The 15,889-nt window shown below is 72.6% G+C and carries 12 protein-coding genes; 7 read left to right on the top strand and 5 right to left on the bottom strand.

Features of this window, described 5'->3' with window-relative positions; all coding sequences use genetic code 11:
- Positions 1 to 143 precede the first annotated feature (143 nt).
- On the bottom strand, positions 144 to 1,166 hold the full coding sequence (locus AB0G17_RS08310; RefSeq protein ID WP_361377466.1) for a LacI family DNA-binding transcriptional regulator: 1,023 nt from the start codon (positions 1,164 to 1,166) through the stop codon (positions 144 to 146).
- Between the two features lie 25 nt (positions 1,167 to 1,191).
- Positions 1,192 to 2,820: a glycoside hydrolase family 13 protein gene (locus tag AB0G17_RS08305; RefSeq protein WP_361377463.1), complete on the bottom strand. Its 1,629-nt coding sequence runs from the start codon at positions 2,818 to 2,820 to the stop codon at positions 1,192 to 1,194.
- 319 nt (positions 2,821 to 3,139) lie between these two features.
- Here AB0G17_RS08305 and AB0G17_RS08300 point away from each other — a divergent pair, with 319 nt between their 5' ends.
- The 7 genes from AB0G17_RS08300 (at position 3,140) to AB0G17_RS08270 (ending at position 13,497) form a co-directional block, all read left to right on the top strand.
- Positions 3,140 to 4,414 carry an extracellular solute-binding protein gene (locus AB0G17_RS08300; RefSeq protein ID WP_361377460.1) on the top strand — a complete coding sequence of 425 codons (1,275 nt, stop codon included), beginning with the start codon at positions 3,140 to 3,142 and terminating at the stop codon, positions 4,412 to 4,414.
- 33 nt (positions 4,415 to 4,447) lie between these two features.
- A complete protein-coding gene (locus tag AB0G17_RS08295) occupies positions 4,448 to 5,452 on the top strand; it encodes a sugar ABC transporter permease (protein WP_361377457.1) in 1,005 nt (334 codons plus the stop codon).
- A 2-nt stretch (positions 5,453 to 5,454) separates the two neighbouring features.
- On the top strand, positions 5,455 to 6,291 hold the full coding sequence (locus AB0G17_RS08290; RefSeq protein WP_361378048.1) for a carbohydrate ABC transporter permease: 837 nt from the start codon (positions 5,455 to 5,457) through the stop codon (positions 6,289 to 6,291).
- Positions 6,292 to 6,871: 580 nt separating this feature from the next.
- Positions 6,872 to 8,548 (top strand): glycoside hydrolase family 13 protein, encoded by a 1,677-nt coding sequence (locus tag AB0G17_RS08285; RefSeq protein WP_361377454.1) that lies wholly within the window; start codon positions 6,872 to 6,874, stop codon positions 8,546 to 8,548.
- A complete protein-coding gene (locus tag AB0G17_RS08280) occupies positions 8,545 to 9,576 on the top strand; it encodes a LacI family DNA-binding transcriptional regulator (RefSeq protein ID WP_361377451.1) in 1,032 nt (343 codons plus the stop codon). Before AB0G17_RS08285 ends, AB0G17_RS08280 begins: the two co-directional genes overlap by 4 nt.
- A gap of 161 nt (positions 9,577 to 9,737) precedes the next feature.
- The gene (locus AB0G17_RS08275; RefSeq protein WP_361377448.1) at positions 9,738 to 11,771 is read left to right on the top strand and encodes an NB-ARC domain-containing protein; all 2,034 of its coding nucleotides are present in this window, start codon (positions 9,738 to 9,740) and stop codon (positions 11,769 to 11,771) included.
- A 130-nt stretch (positions 11,772 to 11,901) separates the two neighbouring features.
- Positions 11,902 to 13,497: a fused response regulator/phosphatase gene (locus AB0G17_RS08270; protein WP_361377445.1), complete on the top strand. Its 1,596-nt coding sequence runs from the start codon at positions 11,902 to 11,904 to the stop codon at positions 13,495 to 13,497.
- A 20-nt stretch (positions 13,498 to 13,517) separates the two neighbouring features.
- On the opposite strand, the gene AB0G17_RS08265 is transcribed toward AB0G17_RS08270, so the two are convergent.
- From AB0G17_RS08265 to AB0G17_RS08255, 3 genes are read right to left on the bottom strand one after another with little or no spacing between them, the layout of a single operon-like run.
- The gene (locus AB0G17_RS08265; RefSeq protein ID WP_361377442.1) at positions 13,518 to 14,039 is read right to left on the bottom strand and encodes a GNAT family N-acetyltransferase; all 522 of its coding nucleotides are present in this window, start codon (positions 14,037 to 14,039) and stop codon (positions 13,518 to 13,520) included.
- 49 nt (positions 14,040 to 14,088) lie between these two features.
- Positions 14,089 to 14,802, bottom strand: coding sequence for a TetR/AcrR family transcriptional regulator (locus tag AB0G17_RS08260; RefSeq protein ID WP_361377439.1), 714 nt, complete (start codon positions 14,800 to 14,802; stop codon positions 14,089 to 14,091).
- A gap of 13 nt (positions 14,803 to 14,815) precedes the next feature.
- Positions 14,816 to 15,889 (bottom strand): PDR/VanB family oxidoreductase, encoded by a 1,074-nt coding sequence (locus AB0G17_RS08255; protein ID WP_361377436.1) that lies wholly within the window; start codon positions 15,887 to 15,889, stop codon positions 14,816 to 14,818.

Genomic DNA, 15,889 nt, shown 5'->3' with positions numbered 1-15,889 from the left:
CCAGATGGACCACGGCCCCGCAGATCGTCCTTCGGTCGGGTTCGGTCCGGATTCCTCCTCCCGTTGGAGGACTCCTCACGGAGGAGGGACCGATCGCCGTCCCCCGATTTTATGCCGGGGCGGGCAGGCGCCCCAGCGGAGAGCTACTTGGGAGCCGGCCCAGAAGCGGTTGAACCGCGAACCACCAGCTCGGGCATGAACACGAACTCGCTGTGCGGGGCCGGGGTGCCGCCGATCTCCTCCAGGAGGGCGCGGACCGCCGCCTGACCCATGGCGGTCACCGGCTTGCGGATCGTGGTCAGTGGTGGATCGGTGAACGCTATGAGCGGGGAGTCGTCGAAACCGACCACCGAGATGTCCTTCGGCACGTCAAGACCGGCTTGCCGGGCCGCCCGGATCGCGCCCAGCGCCATCATGTCGCTGGCGCACACCACCGCCGTGCACCCCGCCGCGATCAGCGCGGTGGTCGCGGCCTGGCCGCCCTCCAGCGTGTACAGCGAGTGCTGGACCAGCGCCTCGGCCTCGCCCTGGGTCAGCCCCAGCGAGTCCTCCATCGCGGCCGTGAAGCCCTCGATCTTGCGCAGCACCGGCACGAACCGCTTGGGTCCCACGGCGAGCCCGATGCGGGTGTGGCCCAGGGCCGCGAGGTGCGTGACCGCGAGCCGCATCGCCGCCCGGTCGTCGGGGGAGATGAAGGGCGCCTGCACCTTCGGCGAGAAGCCGTCCACCAGCACGTACGGCACGCCCTGCGCACGCAGCTGCTCGTAGCGGTCCATGTCGGCCGTGGTGTCGGCGTGCAGCCCGGAGACGAAGATGATGCCCGAGACGCCCCGGTCCACCAGCATCTCGGTGAGCTCGTCCTCGGTGGAGCCGCCGGGCGTCTGGGTGGCGAGCACGGGGGTGTACCCCTGGCGGGTCAGGGACTGGCCGATGACCTGGGCGAGCGCCGGGAAGATCGGGTTCTCCAGCTCCGGCGTTATCAGACCGACGAGTCCGGCGCTGCGCCTGCGCAGCCGCACCGGCCGCTCGTAGCCGAGGACGTCGAGCGCGGCAAGCACGGATTCACGGGTGCCCGCGGCCACACCGGGCTTGCCGTTGAGCACGCGGCTGACTGTGGCTTCGCTGACCCCCGCCTGGGCTGCGATGTCGGCAAGCCGTGCGGTCACGGGATTGGACTGTACCGGTCGCACGTCAGATTGCCCACCAGACTGCGGATTCGGCGGGAATCGTGACGTTACCGCCGGTGAACTCCAGCGCCGAGGTCGACAGCAGCGGCCTTCCGGGGACGGCCAGTTGGACCGCTCCGGCGCCCGTGTTGACCGTGCAGACGAAGCCCGGCCGGGCGAACGCCAGCAGGCCCTCGGGCGCCTCCAGCCACTCCATCTCGCCGTCCCCGAGGCCGGGCAGCTCGCGGCGCAGGGTGAGGGCCGAGCGGTAGAGCTCCAGGGTCGAGCGCGGGTCGCCGGTCTGGGCCTCGACGGACAGGCCGCGCCAGGAGTCGGGCTGCGGCAGCCAGCTGCCGCCGCTGCCGAAGCCGTACGAGGGTCCCTCGGCGGTCCACGGGATGGGCACCCGGCAGCCGTCGCGGAAGCCGTCCTGGCCCTCGGCGCGGAAGAAGGACGGGTCCTGGCGCACCTCGTCGGGCAGGTCGGTCACCTCGGGCAGGCCGAGCTCCTCGCCCTGGTAGAGGTAGGCGGAGCCGGGCAGCGCCAGCATCAGCAGGGCCGCCGCGCGGGCCCGGCGCAGGCCCCGCTCGCCGCCGCCGTAGCGGGTCGGGTGGCGCACCACGTCGTGGTTGGAGAGCACCCAGGTGGTGGGGGCGCCGACCGCGCGGGTCGCGGCGAGCGAGGCGTCGACGACCGCGCGCATCTCGGCGGCGTCCCACGGGCAGTTCAGGAACTGGAAGTTGAAGGCCTGGTGCAGTTCGTCGGGGCGTACGTACAGGGCCAGGCGCTCGGGCGAGGGCGCCCAGGCCTCGGCGACCGCGATGCGCTCCCCGTCGTAGGAGTCGAGCAGCCTGCGCCAGGAGCGGTGGATCTCGTGGACGCCGTCCTGGTCGAAGAACGGCAGCTCCTGGGCGCCGATCAGCTTGGCCTGCTCGCGGGCGCCGATGTCGGGCAGCCCCGGCGCCTTGATCATGCCGTGGGCCACGTCGATGCGGAAGCCGTCGACGCCGATGTCGAGCCAGAAGCGCAGCACGGACTCGAACTCGGCCCGCACCTCGGGGTGTTCCCAGTTGAGGTCGGGCTGCTCGGGGGCGAACAGGTGCAGATACCAGTCGCCGTCCTCGGTCCGGGTCCAGGCCGGGCCGCCGAACACCGACTCCCAGTCGTTGGGGGGAGCGGCGCCGCCCTGGGCGGGCACGGCGGCCCGCTTGCCGGGGTGGAAGTGGTAGCGGTCGCGCTCGGGGCCGCCCGCGAGCGCCGCGCGGAACCAGCTGTGCTGGTCGGAGGTGTGGTTGGGGACGATGTCGACGATCACCCGCAGCCCGAGCCGATGGGCCTCGCGGACCAGGTCGTCGGCGTCCTGGAGGTCCCCGAAGAGCGGGTCGACGGCCCGGTAGTCCGCCACGTCGTAGCCGCCGTCGGCCTGCGGGGAGGCGTAGAACGGGGTGAGCCAGACCGCGTCCGCGCCGAGCTCGGCCAGGTGCGGCAGGCGGGCCCGGATGCCGGGCAGGTCACCGATGCCGTCGCCGTCGCCGTCCGCGAAGGAGCGGACGTACACCTGGTAGATGACGGCGTCGCGCCACCAGCCGGTACCGCTGTCGCCGCCGGGGGCCCGGCCCGGGGCGGCGGTGGTCGTGGTCAGCTCCTGCGTCATGAACGGGTCCCTCTCCACTGGCCTGCGCGGTGTTCTGCGTACTGCGCCTACGGGATCAACGCCGCTGCATCCCGAAGGTAACAGTCCTGCAAGCTCTTGCGGAAGGCTTGCAAGGGCGGTGCCGGGCTGCCGGACGTGCCCATGGTGTACGCGAGGGCCTTCTGACAAGGCGCGCATCGGCAACCGTGTGGACACGCGGATGTAACGATCGACCGGCCTTGCAGAAATTCTTCGCAAGGTCTTTCGGTCTTCTTTCATCCTTGTTACGTTCCTGGCGATCCGGCGCCGTGATGGCGCGGCACCCGTTGAAGGAGTTCACATGCGACGTGGCATAGCGGCCACCGCGCTGGTCGCGACCCTGGCGCTCGCGGCGACGGCTTGCGGCGGCAGTGACAGCAGTGACAGCGGTGACAAGAAGAGCTCGGGCGAGCTCTCCGGCACCGTCACATGGTGGGACACCTCGAACGACACCGAGAAGGCGACGTTCAAGAAGATCGCCGAGGACTTTCACGCGCAGCACCCGAAGGTCACCGTCAAGTACGTCAACGTGCCGTACGGCGACGCGCAGAACAAGATCAAGAACGCGTTCAGCAGCGGCTCCGACGCGCCGGACGTCATCCGCGCCGACGTCGGCTGGGTCGCCGACTTCGCCTCGCTGGGCTACCTGGACAAGGTCCCGGACGCCAAGGCCAAGGAAGTGGACTCCGCCTTCCTCAAGCAGGCCGCGGCCAGCGGCAAGTACGACGGCCAGATGTACGCCGTCCCGCAGGTCATCGACACCCTCGGCCTCTTCTACAACAAGAAGATGCTCAAGGACGCGGGCGTCGAGCCGCCGAAGTCCCTGGAAGAGCTGAAGACGGCCGCCGCGGCCATCAAGTCCAAGACCGGCCAGACCGGTATGTACCTGCGCGGCGACGACTCGTACTGGTTCCTGCCGTTCATCTACGGCGAGGGCGGCGACCTGGTCGACGCCAAGAACAAGAAGGTCACCGTCGACTCCCCGGCCGGGGTCAAGGCCTTCAAGGCCGCCCGTGACCTGGTCACCTCCGGCGCCGCGATCACCAACGCGACCGACGGCTGGAACAACATGGAGACCGCCTTCAAGTCGGGCAAGGTCGCCATGATGGTCAACGGCCCCTGGGCCGTGGCCGACGCCTACGCCGGCGACGCCTTCAAGGACAAGGCCAACCTCGGCATCGCCGCGGTCCCGGCCGGCTCCGCCGCGCAGGGCGCCCCGCAGGGCGGCCACGACCTCGCGGTCTACGCCGGCTCCAAGAACCGCGACGCCTCGCACGCCTTCGTCGACTACCTGACCTCGCAGACCGTCCAGGTGCAGACCACCAAGGCGCTCAGCCTGCTGCCGACCCGGACCGCCGCGTACGACCAGCCGGACGTCAAGTCCAACGAGATGGTCCAGTTCTTCAAGCCGGCCGTCGACAAGGCCGTCGAGCGCGCCTGGATCCCGGAGAACGGCGCGCTGTTCGAGCCGCTGAAGCTCCAGTTCACCAAGGCCGTCACCGGCGCCTCCTCGCCCGAGGACGCGGCCAAGGCCTCCGGCACCGCCTTCCACAAGATCCTCAAGGACTGGAAGTAGCGGACGGGCAGCGGGAGACGGGTACTGACTGACATGACTGTCCACACCGGCCAGTCGACGGCGAAGGCCGCGGGCGACAGCGCCCGCGGCCGGGGCCGCACTGGCGAGCGCCCCGGCCGGCTCCGGCGGGCGCTCTCGACGCACTGGTACGCCTGGACGATGGTCGCCCCCGTGGTGATCGTCCTCGGCGTGATCATCGGGTGGCCGCTCGGCCGCGGCATCTACCTGTCGCTGACCGACGCCAACGAGCGCAACGTGGGCCGCACGATCGGCGCCAACCACATCGACGCGACCTACAAGTTCGTCGGGTTCGACAACTACGTGGACGTGCTGAACGACCCCGTGTTCATGCAGCGGCTGGTGTGGACCGTGGTGTGGACGGTGTGCTGTGTCTCCGCCACGTTCCTGCTCGGCCTGGTGCTGGCGAACATGCTCAACCGGCAGTTCCGCGGCCGTGCGGCGTACCGGATGATGCTGATCCTGCCGTGGGCGGTTCCCGGCTTCGTCTCGGTGTTCGCCTGGCGTTTCCTCTTCAACCGCGACAACGGCCTGCTGAACAAGGTCCTGGACGGCGGCGGCATCTCGGCGGTGCCGTGGCTGGACGACCCGACCTGGGCGAAGTTCTCGGTCATCGCGGTCAACGTCTGGCTCGGCGTGCCCTTCATGATGGTGGCGCTCCTGGGCGGCCTGCAGTCGATCCCGGGCGAGCTGTACGAGGCGGCCGAGATGGACGGGGCGGGCCCGTGGAAGCGGTTCGTCTACATCACCGTCCCCGGCCTGCGGGCGGTCTCGTCCACGGTGATCCTGCTGTCGACGATCTGGACGTTCAACATGTTCCCGGTGATCTTCCTGCTGACGCGGGGCGGTCCCGGTGACTCGACAGAGATCCTGGTGACGCAGGCGTTCCGCCAGGCGTTCGTGGAGAGCCCGCGGGACTTCGCGGGGTCGGCGACGTGGGGCGTACTGATCCTGGCGGTGCTGATGGTCTTCGCGCTCGTGTACCGGCGGTCGCTTCGCAAGCAGGGAGAGGTGTGGTGACGATGGCGTCGGAACGCGGTAAGCGGTCGCCGCTGGCTTCGGTCGGCCTGCACGCGACGCTGATCGGGGCGTCGGTCATCGCCGTCTTCCCCGTCCTGTGGGTGCTGCTGACATCGCTGAAGCCGGCGAAGTACGCGATCACCACGGACTTCTTCAAGGACACGACGCTCGACAACTACCGCTATCTGGTGGACAAGACGAGCTTCTTCACCTGGTTCGCGAACTCGGCGCTGATCGCCGGGGTGACGACGCTGCTCGGCGTCTTCATCTCCGCGACCACGGGCTACGCGGTGAGCCGCTTCAGGTTCCCCGGCATGCGCCCGCTGATGTGGACCCTCCTCATCACCCAGATGTTCCCCATGGCGATCCTGATCGTCCCGCTCTACAACCTGATGGGCCAGCTGGGGCTGCTGAACCAGCCGGTGGGCCTGATCATCACGTATCTGACGATCGCCGTCCCGTTCTGCGCCTGGATGATGAAGGGCTTCTTCGACGGGATCCCGGTGGAGATCGACGAGTCGGGGCGGGTGGACGGGCTGAACCCGTTCGGCACGTTCTGGCGCCTGATCCTGCCGCTGGCGAAGCCGGGGCTGGCGGTGACGGCGTTCTACTCCTTCATCACGGCGTGGGGCGAGGTCGCGTACTCGTCGGCGTTCATGGTGGGGGACGAGAACCTGACGCTGGCGGGCGGTCTCCAGACGTTCGTGACGCAGTACACGGCGAACTGGGGGCCGATGACGGCGGCGTCCGTGCTGATCGCCGTGCCGGCGGCGGTGTTCTTCCTGTTCGCGCAGAAGCATCTGGTTGCGGGGATGACGGCGGGGGCGACGAAGGGGTGACGTGTTTATGCCCCCACCCCGCCCGTTCCCTCAAGCCCTCTGGCGGGCGGCCGGGCGGCGGGGTGCGCCCCCGGGCCCCCGCTGACCGGGCTTCGCCCGGACCCCCTTTCGCCTGCGGGCCGCCCCAACTGGTCGCGCCCGCGCGGCGGAGCCGCATGTGTCACGGCCCCGCGCCCCTTCTTGGCCCGGAGTTCGGCTGCGGGCTGTGGAGGGCTGGTCGCGCAGTTCCCCGCGCCCCTATAGATGCCGCTGCGCGGCAATCCCCTGGGCGCCCCGAAGGGGCGCATCTCAGGGGCGCGGGGAACTGCGCGAGCAACCCAGCACGGTCCGCAGACGAACGGGCTTACCCGCCCACCCCCGTGTCCCACCGACGGCGTCCGGGGCGGAGCCCCGAGCGGGGTGCAGGGGCCGCAGGCCCCGCAAGCGGGGTCCGGGGGCGTAGCCCCGGGAAACCCACCTTCACCCCCACCCACCCCCGGAGGGTTTGGGGAAGGGGCGGGGTGGGGCCAAAAGCCCGCCGCAGGCGCCGCCCACCCGCACGTGAACACCCACCACACCAACCCACCGACCCAGGGACGAAATGACCCCGCACCTCACCGCCCCCGCCACCACCCCGGCCCACACCGGGACCCGTACCAACTGGTGGCAGGACGCCGTGATCTACCAGGTCTATCCGCGCAGCTTCGCCGACGCCAACGGCGACGGGATGGGGGACCTCGACGGCGTACGCCACAAGCTCCCCTACCTCCGCGACCTCGGCGTCGACGCCGTCTGGCTCTCCCCCTTCTACGCCTCCCCGCAGGCCGACGCCGGCTACGACGTCGCCGACTACCGCGCCATCGACCCGATGTTCGGCACCCTGCACGACGCCGACGCCCTCATCCGGGACGCCCACGACCTCGGGCTGCGCATCATCGTCGACCTCGTCCCCAACCACTCCTCCGACCAGCACGAGTGGTTCAAGCGCGCCCTGAGGGAAGGGCCGGGATCCGCGCTGCGGGCCCGCTACCACTTCCGCCCCGGACGCGGCGAAGGCGGCGAACTGCCGCCCAACGACTGGGAGTCCATCTTCGGCGGCCCCGCCTGGACCCGTACCCCCGACGGTGAGTGGTACCTGCACCTGTTCGCCCCGGAGCAGCCCGACTTCAACTGGGAGCACCCGGCCGTCGCCGACGAGTTCCGCTCGATCCTGCGGTTCTGGCTGGACATGGGCGTCGACGGGTTCCGCGTCGACGTCGCCCACGGGCTGGTGAAGGCCCCCGGGCTGCCCGACATCGGCGGCGCCGACCAGCTCAAGCTGCTGGGCAACGATGTCATGCCGTTCTTCGACCAGGACGGCGTCCACGAGATCTACCGCTCCTGGCGCCGCATCCTCGACGAGTACCCCGGTGAGCGCATAGCCGTCGCCGAGGCGTGGACGCCCACGGTCGAGCGCACGGCCCACTACGTACGCCCCGACGAGCTGCACCAGGCCTTCAACTTCCAGTACCTCGGCGCCCCTTGGGACGCCACCGCACTCCGTGACGTCATCGACGTCTCGCTCGCCGCCATGCGCCCGGTCGGCGCGCCCGCGACCTGGGTGCTCTCCAACCACGACGTCACCCGGCACGCCACCCGCTTCGCCAACCCGCCCGGCCTCGGCACCCAGCTGCGCACCCCGGGCGACCGCGCGCTCGGGCTGCGCCGGGCGCGCGCCGCGACCCTGCTGATGCTGGCGCTGCCCGGCTCCGCCTACCTCTACCAGGGCGAGGAGCTCGGCCTCCCGGACGTCACCGACCTGCCCGACGAGGTCCGCCAGGATCCCTCGTTCTTCCGCGCCGAGGGCCAGGACGGCTTCCGCGACGGGTGCCGGGTGCCCATCCCGTGGACCGTCGAGGGGTCCTCGTACGGCTTCGGCAGCGGTGGCAGCTGGCTGCCGCAGCCCGACTCGTGGGGCGCGCTCTCGGTCGAGGCCCAGACCGGCGACCCGGGCTCCACCCTGGAGCTCTACCGCGCCGCCCTCGCCGCCCGCCGCGAGCACCCGGGCCTCGGCTCGGGCGACTCGGTCCGCTGGCTGGACGCCCCCGAGGGCGTCCTCGCCTTCGCCCGCGAGGGGTTCGTCTGTACGGTCAACCTCACCGGGGAGGCCGTGCGGATGCCCGCACCCGGCAAGGTCCTCCTCTCCAGCGACAGCCTCTCCGGCGACAGCGACGAGATCGCCCTCACCGGCGGGGAGTTCGTCCTTCACCCCGACACCACCGTGTGGTGGGAGGTGTGACCGACTCCGGGTCCGGGCCGCGCCTCGCCGACATCGCCGCCCAGGCGGCCGTCAGCGAGGCCACCGTCAGCCGGGTGCTCAACGGGCGTCCGGGCGTCGCCGACGCCACCCGGCAGCGGGTGCTCGCGGCCCTGGACGTCCTCGGCTGGGAGCGGCCCGCCCCGTTGCGGCACCGCAGCGCCGGACTCGTCGGCCTGGTCACTCCGGAGCTCACCAACCCCATCTTCCCCGCCTTCGCCCAGGCCGTGGAGCAGGTGCTCGCCGGGCACGGGTACACCCCGGTGCTCTGCACCCAGCTGCCCGGCGGGGCGACCGAGGACGAGCTGGTCGAGCAGCTGGAGGAGCGCGGGGTCAACGGCATCGTGTTCCTGTCGGGGCTGCACGCCGACACCGCCGCCGACCCCGCCCGCTATCTGGCGCTCACCGAGCGCGGGGTGCCGTTCGTACTGGTCAACGGGTACAACGAGCGCATCCGAGCGCCTTTCGTCTCGCCCGACGACCACGCGGCGATGGCGATGGCGGTGGGCCATCTCGCGGACCTCGGCCACACCCGGATCGGCCTCGCGGCCGGGCCGCTCAGATACGTACCCTCGCGGCGCAAGGCCGAGGGGTTCACGGCCGCGCTCGGGGAGCGGTTCGGGCTGCGCGCCGAGGAGGCCGCCGCGTACATCGGGCACACCCTCTTCAGCGTCGAGGGCGGCCAGGTCGCGGCGGGCGCACTGCTCGACCAGGGCTGTACGGGGGTGGTGTGCGCCAGCGACATGATGGCGCTCGGGGCAATCCGCGCGGCGCGCGGGCGCGGGCTCGCGGTGCCCGGCGAGGTGTCGGTGGTGGGCTTCGACGACTCGCGGCTGATCGCGTTCACCGACCCGCCGCTGACCACCGTCCGCCAGCCCGTGCGGGCGATGGCGACGGCCGCGGTGGGCGCGCTGCTCGAAGAGATCCGGGGGAACCCGGTGCAGCGCACGGAGTTCGTGTTCCAGCCGGAGCTGGTGGTGCGGGGGTCCACCGCGCGCGTACGCCAGTGACCGACCGACGTTTCTCGGCATGCTCCGTACGCTGAGAAATACGCTCAGAAGATGCTGTTGATCTGATTGCTCCTGGCCTCTTCCCGACTGTTTCCGACTGTTTCCGGTTGAACTGTGCGATTGTGTCCGGACCGCGTCAGTCTCTGGTCCAGACTGTGTCCGTGTTGGGGAATCTTCCAGCGGAGACCACGAGCTTCGTGGGCCGGTCGGTGGAACTGGCCACCCTGGACGGCCTGTTGCGGGACCGCCGGCTCGTCACGGTCACCGGCCCGGGCGGCGTCGGCAAGTCCCGGCTCGCCCTGCGCGCCGCACGCGAGCGCCGAGCCTTCTGTCCCGACGGGGTGTGGTGGGTCGAACTGTCCCCGCTGTACGACCCCGAGCTGCTCGCCGCCACCGTCGCCGACCACCTGGGCGTCACCGACCAGAGCAGCCGCACCGCCGCCGAGGCGCTGTGCGGCCGGCTCGGCGACAAACGGCTGCTGCTGGTCCTGGACACCTGTGAGCACCTGGTCTCCGCCTGTGGCCACCTCATCGGGGAGCTGCTCCAGACCTCGCCGGGGCTGACCGTCCTGGCCACCAGCCGGCAGTCCCTGGGCCGCCCGGAGGAACGTGTCTTCTCGCTCGCCCCGCTGCCGCCCGAGGGCGCCGCGCTCACCCTCTTCCAGCAGCGCGCCGTCGAGGCCGTGCCGCACCTGTCGCTGAAGTCCTTCGAGACCCCGGCTCGCGCCGAGGCCGCCGCCGCGGTCTGCCGCAGACTCGACGGCATCCCGCTCGCCATCGAACTCGCCGGTGCCCGGCTGCGCTCGTGGAGCGTCGAGCAGCTCGCCGAACGGCTCGACTCGCGCTTCGAGGTCCTCGCCGACACCCGCTCCACCCGGCTGCCCCGCCACCAGACCATGCGGACGACCATCGGCTGGAGCCACGAGCTGTGCGCCCCGCTGGAACGGCTGCTGTGGGCCCGGCTCTCGGTGTTCGCCGGGGGCTTCGACCTCGAAGCCGCCCAGGAGGTCGCCGCGGGCGGCCCGCTCGCCCCCGAAACCGTCGGCCCCGCGCTCGCGGGCCTGGCCGCCAAGTCCGTCGTACGGGCCGGGACGCACCGCGGACGGGCCGGTTACCGGATGCTCGACACCATCCGCGAGTACGGCCGCCAGTGGCTCGGCGAGCTCGGCGAGGAGGCGGCCGTGGCCGGGCGCCACGCCGAGCGCTGGCGCCGGCTGGCCCGCGCCGCCGAGGCCGACTGGATGGGCCCGGACCAGGTCGAGTGGTACGAGCGGCTGGCCGCGGGCCACGCCGACCTGCGCACCGCCCTCGACCACCTGCTCGCCACCGACCCGGCCGCCGCGCTCGACCTGGCCTCCTCGCTCTGGTTCTACTGGATCTGCTGCGGCCATCTGCGCGAGGGCCGCGGCTTCCTGGAGCGCGCCCTCGCCCTCGCCCCCGGGCCCGGCCCCCGCCGCGACCGCGCCCAGTGGGCGCTCGGCATGACCGTGCTCCTCCAGGGCGACGTGGAGACCGCGCTGAGCCAGGCCCGCGCATGCGCCGCGCGAACCGCCGGCCCCGAGAGCCGGCTGCGCGCCTCCTATCTGCTCGGCGCGGCCATCCTGACGCCCGGCGACGCCGAGGGCGCACTCGACGTGCTCACCCCGGCCATCGACGCGGCCGACGACGACCTCTCGCCCGGCCTCGCCCTGTGCGTCCTCGTCCGCGTCTACGCCCTCAGCAACCTCGGCCGTTACCGCGAGGCCGCCGCCGAGGCGACCTGGCTGCGCGACCAGTGCGCGAGCCGGGGCGAGCGCTGGATGCGGGCGTACGCCGACTACATGCTCGCCGTCACCGCGCAGGCGCTCGGCCGCGCCACCGAGGCCGCCGAGCACGCCCGCGCGATGCTGGCCGGCAAGCGGCTGCTCCACGACAGCTTCGGCATCGCGCTCGGCCTCGACCTGCTCGCCTGCGCGCTGGCCGCCCGGGGCGACGGCGAGGAGGGCGCCCAGGTCCTCGGGATCGGGCAGGAGTACTGGCGTACCGTCGGCAAGGCCCAGATGGGTGCCCCCCGGCTCGCCGCCGTGCGCGAGGAGTGCGAGCGCCGGGCCAGGGCCGCTCTCGGGGACCAGGCGTACGACAGTGCCTTCCGCCGGGGCGCGCGCGCCGGGCTCGACCAGGGGCTCAGCCTTGCACTCAAGGGTGATTTCGCATAGGGAAGTTGACCGGGACTCCCCACGGCCGGCCCGCGCGCTACCGTGAGGACGTACCCATGGGCCTGTCAGGCCCGCCCCGCCCAGTCCGCACCACGCCCACCGGGGCCGACGGCCCCACGGGGGATTCGCCGTGAACCCGTCCCACGACACCACCGTGCTGGTCGTCGACGACATCGACGCCAACCGCTACGCCATGGGCGCGGTCCTGCGGCGCGCGGGGCACCGGGTGGTGCCGCTGTCCACCGCGGCGGCCGCCCTGGTCGAGCTCGACACCCGGGTCCGCAACGGCGCCCTGCCCGACGCGGCCCTGGTCGATGTGGGCCTGCCCGACATGGACGGCTTCGAACTGTGCCGCCGCATCAAGGCGCACCCGGAGATCGCCCGGATGCCCGTGGTGCACTTCTCGGCCGCGGCCACCACCCCGCACGACCGCACCCGGGGCCTGGACGCGGGCGCCGAGGCCTACCTCGCCGTCCCCGTCGAGCCCGAGGAGATCCAGGCCGTCGTCCGGGCCGCCCTGCGCGGCGCCCGCTTCCGCCACGACGCCGACGCCCGCGCGGGCCGCCTCGCCCGCCTGGCCACCGCCACCACCGCGCTGTACGGGGCGAGTTGCCCCCAGGAGCTCGCCGACACGGCCGCCGCCGCGGCCGCCGCCCTGATCCGCTGCCGGGCCGCCGCCTACGTCTTCGGCGCCGACGGCACGCTGTACGCGGGCGGCCCGCCGCGCCACGAACCGCCCGCCACCGCCGCCGCGGTGGCCCCGCTGCTCCAGCGGGCCATGGCGGGCTGCACCGGCGTACGGTCGCGGATCGCCCCCGCGCCGCTGTGGCCCTCCGGCGTGCTGCCCACCGGCGAGGGGCACGGCGACGCCCGGCTGATGCTGGCCCGCAGCCGCGCCGACCAGCCGCCGGTCTGTCTGGTCACCCCCGTCCAGGCCACCGCCGGCCAGGACACCCGCGCCCTGCTCGCCCATCTCGCCGAGGCCACCGCGCTGGCCGCCGAGTCGCTGCGCAGCGCCGCCGAGGAGCGGCACATCGCGCTCACCCTCCAGCGCAGCTTCCTGCCCCAGCACCAGCCCCGGCTGCCCGGCGCCGACGTCGCCGTGCGCTATGTGCCCGCCTCCACCCGCGCCGAGATCGGCGGCGACTTCTACACCGCGCTGCCCACCCCCGACGGACTCCTCGTCGGGGTCGGCGACGTCGTGGGCCACTCGCTCGACGCGGCCACCGTCATGGTCGAACTGCGCCACGCGTTACGGGCGTACGCGACCGACGAACGCGATCCGGCAGTCCTGGTGCGCCGCCTGGACCGGATGCTCCAGCTCTACCACCCCGAAGCCACCGCCACCCTCTGCCTCGCCCTCATCGACCCGCTGCTCGGCCGCGCCCAGGTCGCCAACGCCGGCCACCTGCCGCCCCTGGTCATCCACGCCGGGGGCGAAGCCGCCTATCTCGACGTCCACGGGCCGCTGCTCGGCCTGGGCCTGGACCACCCCGACCCGTACCGTCACCAACTCGCCTCCGGCGACGTCCTGTTGATGGTGACGGACGGCCTCATCGAGACCCGGGGCACCGATCTGGAGGTGTCCATGGAGCGGCTGCGCCAGATCGCGGCGGCGAGCGCCTCGCGCGGCACGGGCACCCTGTGCGACGCGCTGCTGAGCGCGTTCGGCAGCCGCGAGGACGACGTGGCGCTGCTGGCCCTGCGGCTCACCGGTCTGGTGTGAAGCCCCTCGGGTGACGTGGCTCAGCCGAGCCGCTTCTCCATCAGCACGACGGCGTAGTTGCTGCCCCCGCCCTCCTTGAACGGCTGCTCCCCGGCCACCGCGTACCCGGCCCGCTCGTAGTAGCCGCGCAGCCCCGGGCTGGAGGCCTTGAAGTCGAGGCGGGACAGGGGGCGCCCGGCCGCCGCGATGCGCTGCTCGGCGTGGGTGAGCAGGGCCCGGCCGGTTCCGGCGGGGGCGAGCGCGCGGTCGGTCATCAGCCGGTGCACATAGCCCGCCTCCGGCGGCCGTACGCCCCAGGCGGGCTCGTCCACCCACCACAGTTCGTACGCCCCGGCCGCGCGGCCGTCGGCGGTCAGGGCGAGCCAGACCTCGCCCTCCTTGATCCGCTCGCGGAAGTGCGCCGCGTCCTTCTCGCCGGGCTGCCACTGGTCGATGCCGCTGCCCCGCATCCAGCGGGCGGCCCCGTCGTACAGGGCGACCAGGGTGGGCACGTCCTCTTCGGAGGCGAGGCGGAAGGAGAGCGTCTCCGTGGGTGTCGTCATGGTGATCAAAATACGGGGACGGGCTCCGCGATCGCCGTACGGGTGCGGCTCAGTGGGAGCCGTCGGCGGGCGCCAGGGCCACCAGGCGCGCCATCAGGTCCCCGAACGGCCCGTCCGCCGGCTCGTCCGCGACGATCCGCAGCACCACGGCCGCCATCTCGTCGTCGTACGCCGCGCTCACCGCCGCCAGCGCCGCGAAGTCGTGGACCAGCTGCAACTCCAGCTCGGCGCGCGGGATCCGCCGCCCGTCGAGCCAGATCAGCGCGGTCGACTCGGCGAGCGAGACCCACGACCGCACGACCAACTCCAGGCGCGCGGGCGGGTCCTGGACGCCGAGGTGGGCGAGGATCTGGAGGTACGCCGCGTGCCGCACCTCGTCGATCATGGCGTTGGCGTTGGTCGAGCCGACCGCCGAGGCCGCGGGCCCGCCCCGCATCAGCGCGGCGAAACCCGGCCCGTGCCCCTCGACGAAGTCGAAGAACCGGCCCATCACCCGCAGCAGCCGGGCCCCCAGCGGCCCCTCGTGCGGCTCCACGAACCGGCCCGCCAGCTCGTCGGCGGCCAGCCGCAGCGCCGCCTCGTACAGGCTCTGCTTGCCGGGGAAGTAGTGATAGACCAGCGGCCGCGATATCCCGGCGGCCGCCGCTATCTCGTCTATCGAGACGTCGTCGGGGGAGCGGTGGCTGAACAGCTCCAGCGCGACCCCGATCAGCTGCCGCCTGCGCTCCTCGACGCCCATCCTGCGCCGCACCCCGGTCGTCATGCGAACAGAGTACCTACAGGTCGAGCACGAGTTTCTGCCCCAGGCAGCGCGATACGCAGATCAGCATCGAGTCCTGCCGCTCGCCGTCGGTGAGGAGCTCGTCCTGGTGGTCGATCTCCCCTTCCAGGACCCGCTGTTGACAGGTTCCGCAGAAGCCCTGCTCGCACGAGTACGAGACGTCCGGCAGCTCCTCGCGGACCGTGGCGAGCACCGAGCGGCCCGCCGGGACCGTGAGGGTGCGGCCCGTGCGGCGCAGTTCGACCTCGAAGGTGCCGAGCTGCGCGGTGCTCGCGCCGGGCGTGAACCTCTCCAGATGGAGGGTGCGCCCCTCGGGCAGGGCCGCCGCCACCGCCTCCATCAAGGGCTCGGGTCCGCAGCAGTACACCGCCGCGCCCTCGCCCGAACCCGCCAGGAACGCGGCCGTGTCGGGCAGCCCGGCCTCGTCCTCGGCGACGACGGTCACCCGTCCGCCCTCGGGGTCGAGCTTCTCGATCTCGTCCAGGAACGGCATGGTCGCCCGCGAGCGCCCGCCGTACAGCAGCCGCCACTCGGCGCCCGCCGCCTCCACCGCCCTCAGCATCGGCAGCACCGGGGTGATGCCGATACCGCCGGCGACGAACGCGTACGACGGCGCCTCGGTCAGCGGGAAACGGTTGCGCGGTCCCCGCACGACCAGTTCGGCGCCCTCCCGCAGCTGCTCGTGAACCTCGCGCGAGCCACCGCGCCCGTCCGCGATCAGCCGGGTGGCGACGGTGTACGTGGCGCGGTCGGCCGGGTCGCCGCAGAGCGAGTACTGGCGGATCAGCCCGGACGGCAGCACCAGGTCGAGGTGGGCGCCCGGGCGCCACTCGGGCAGCGGCGTGCCCGCCGGGGATTCGAGCCGCAGCAGCGCCACGCCCTCGGCGGGCACGGCCCGTTCGGCGACGGTGAGCCGCAGCGAGGGCGCGCGCCGCCCGCCCCGTCCCGACACCGGCGTCTCCAGGGCGGGCATCGGCCACAGCGGGGACGCGGCGATCCGGCGGCGCACCGCCCTCCGTACGAGCAGCGCCGCCCCCGCCGCCAGGACCACGGACCTCGTACGCGGCAT

It is taken from the genome of Streptomyces sp. NPDC023838 (genome assembly GCF_040639555.1).
Taxonomy (GTDB): Bacteria; Actinomycetota; Actinomycetes; order Streptomycetales; family Streptomycetaceae; genus Streptomyces.
The sequence above is the reverse complement of the archived record's forward strand: the minus strand, read 5'-3'. Positions and strand labels throughout refer to the sequence as shown.